At 63.8% G+C, this 2,337-nt stretch carries 4 protein-coding genes and 1 pseudogene; 3 read left to right on the top strand and 2 right to left on the bottom strand.

Annotation, left to right across the window (positions count from 1 at the left end; all coding sequences use genetic code 11):
* Window positions 1-228: 228 nt before the first annotated feature.
* Window positions 229-423 (bottom strand): hypothetical protein, encoded by a 195-nt coding sequence (locus tag AC1DY5_RS51860; protein WP_478122050.1) that lies wholly within the window; start codon window positions 421-423, stop codon window positions 229-231.
* Window positions 424-835: 412 nt separating this feature from the next.
* Between AC1DY5_RS51860 and AC1DY5_RS51855 the strand changes: the two genes are divergently transcribed.
* Both AC1DY5_RS51855 and AC1DY5_RS51850 read left to right on the top strand, forming a co-directional pair.
* The gene (locus AC1DY5_RS51855; RefSeq protein ID WP_478122049.1) at window positions 836-1,042 is read left to right on the top strand and encodes a hypothetical protein; all 207 of its coding nucleotides are present in this window, start codon (window positions 836-838) and stop codon (window positions 1,040-1,042) included.
* A gap of 59 nt (window positions 1,043-1,101) precedes the next feature.
* Window positions 1,102-1,359: a hypothetical protein gene (locus AC1DY5_RS51850; protein ID WP_478122048.1), complete on the top strand. Its 258-nt coding sequence runs from the start codon at window positions 1,102-1,104 to the stop codon at window positions 1,357-1,359.
* Window positions 1,360-1,629: 270 nt separating this feature from the next.
* Here the strand turns inward: AC1DY5_RS51850 and AC1DY5_RS51845 are convergent.
* A pseudogene (locus AC1DY5_RS51845) lies at window positions 1,630-2,096 on the bottom strand (transposase); the annotation flags it as partial.
* Between the two features lie 31 nt (window positions 2,097-2,127).
* Between AC1DY5_RS51845 and AC1DY5_RS51840 the strand changes: the two are divergent.
* Window positions 2,128-2,337, top strand: a 210-nt coding sequence (locus AC1DY5_RS51840) for a DUF4372 domain-containing protein (protein ID WP_478122047.1), incomplete at its 3' end; no start/stop codon positions are given.

The following is a 2,337-nucleotide window of genomic DNA, read 5'->3' as shown; positions in this document are numbered from 1 at the left end:
GGCATCTTCCCCTCAATCAGCCGCGTTCGCGCCGCTTGCACTGCTGCTTTGTGCACCAGCTCCGGCAAGGTGCGTCCGTTCAGATAGTGGGCGACCAAGGCTTCGGCGGCTACAAGAAAGAGGGCCATGGCGTGTCTCCCCAGGCCCCTCGGGGGGCATATAGACCTCAGCGGAGAGCGCCTCGCTGGTCCAGAGTGCCAGATCCCCCGATGTGGCCGGTGTCCGTGATCACTCGGCGTCTTCCGGCGCAAACGCCAGTTCAAGCTCGTCGAGGGCTTTACGGGCGTGGCGCAGCGCTTCCACGACCTGTTCGGGCGTCGCCGGCGGCATGTGCGGGGCCGCGTGTAGTGCGTTCTTAAGGCGCTCGCAAGCCGCCTCCCACATCAGGATCCCGCGCCGCCGCGCCATGTTCAGCTCCGTCATCCGACGTTCCATGCCCGGCAAGGCCGAGGGCGACCAGTGTGCGCGCTCTACGGACGTTCGTCGCTCGGCGCGCGATCCGGCCCCACTCGCATATCCACCAGGGACTTCGCCAGAGTGAGCCGTCGGCTACGTAGGCCGACAGCACGCGGCCGGTGCCGTCGTCTGGTTCCTGGTCGGGTACCAGCCGGATGGCCTCGCTTACCCACAGCCGATCGCCGGGCTCGCCATACGGGCAGTTCGTGTGGTCCTGCTGCTGCTGGTTGACCTCGCCGGCCAGCTCGCACCGGGTGAACCGATCTCACCACGCGCCGCGTCTGCGTCTTGCTGCCGTCGAGCAGAGCGCGCACCATTGGGGCGGGAAATGGGATTGGCCGATCTTTCATACGTCGGTCCTCATCGTTGGAGGCAACACATGTCCGACACCAGCTTTGAACACCACGGGCACCAGGTCACGATCAACGTCTGGCCAACCGGCGCGCGCTGGAGTTGGTCGTACCAGATCGACGACCGGAAGCCGTTTGACATTGCCGAGTCCGGTGCACGCTCGGAGGAACAGGCGCTGATCGAGGCAAGGCATGAGGCCATCGCGGCGATCAAGGACCTGGATGCCGAGCCGTAGGCTCGCGAAAGGGATGGAGACTGCCTTCATGCTGTGAGCTCCAAGACGAGGAGACGGACATGAAAAGAATCTCGGGCGAACGGACCCAGGCCAGAACCGGCAAGCTGATTTCATACCTGGTCGAGTACAACCTGGACGGCACGACCGGCAGCTGGGGCGGGGAGGTGCTCCTGCTGAGCGGCGAGCGACATAAGCTCGTCGGCGGCGTGGTCATCAACGTGACGGGCGACACGATCGCCCAGGCGGTCAACGTGGCGCTCGATGCGGAGATTGATCTGCTCGACTTCGAGGCGCTTAACTTGCAAAGCGACGACTGACGTTCCGCTGGAGCCTCGATGGTGGAGAACGCCGACCGGTGAGTTCAGGGAGGCGAAGGACCCCTGAGCTCTCGTCTTCCACTCCATCGACCGGAGTTCGCCTATGACCGACGATTGGCAGCGAATTTTCCTAGGGATTCGCTCATCAATGAGCACCGCGGCCCGGATTGATTCGAACGCGACGCGATGGCATCGCGAAGCCGGCGTTGGGCGGGCTGCACAGCCGCTGTGCAGGGCGCTTGGCGCCTCTGTCGAGGCCACTTTGCGCGTTCAAGTCGCACCTCGGGCATGGGCGGCAAACAGCGACCTCTTGGCGATGATGAGATTGGCCAGCCCGAATAGCTGAACAGCTGCGCCTCGTTCTTGGCCAGTCCCTTGTAGCGGGTCTTGCGGTGACGGAACAGGTTCTTGATCACGTGGGACGGGTGCTCGACCTTGGCCCGGATGCTCGCCTTCAGCTACTCGGCCTTCTCGGGCAGCCGCGTTCGGGTCCAGTTGCCGGCGCTTGCCCGGCTGCATCGCGATATGCCACTTCGGGCCCTGCGCTTCTGCGCGTTTGTCGACACCCCCGTAACCCGCATCTCCGAAGGCCACGGTCTCCTCGCCGTGCAGCAGCGCGCCGGCTTGCGTCACGTCGTTGGCGTGGGCCGCCGTCGCGACCACCGAGTGCGCCAGGCCCGAGTGGGCATCCACACGATGTGCGCCTTCATGCCTAATGTGGCGTTGGTCCCACTCTTGTCCAAGACAGAAAGGCGTTGAGCCATCCCGATGCGTGGGGTAAAAAGTTGTCGCCAAACGAACTTCCACCCCACTCACGAGAGGCCCAACGTGAAAGCATCATGCAGCATGTTCAGTCAGATCCTCAAGCTGATTCCGCGCATCGAGTTCGAGCACATCGTCAAGCGCACCCAGGCTGAATACGCGTCCAAGGGCTTCTCCAGTTGGGGCCAGCTGGTTGCGATGCTGTTTATGCTGTTT

This window comes from Variovorax sp. P4_D9, from assembly GCF_056401695.1.
The sequence above is the reverse complement of the archived record's forward strand: the minus strand, read 5'-3'. Positions and strand labels throughout refer to the sequence as shown.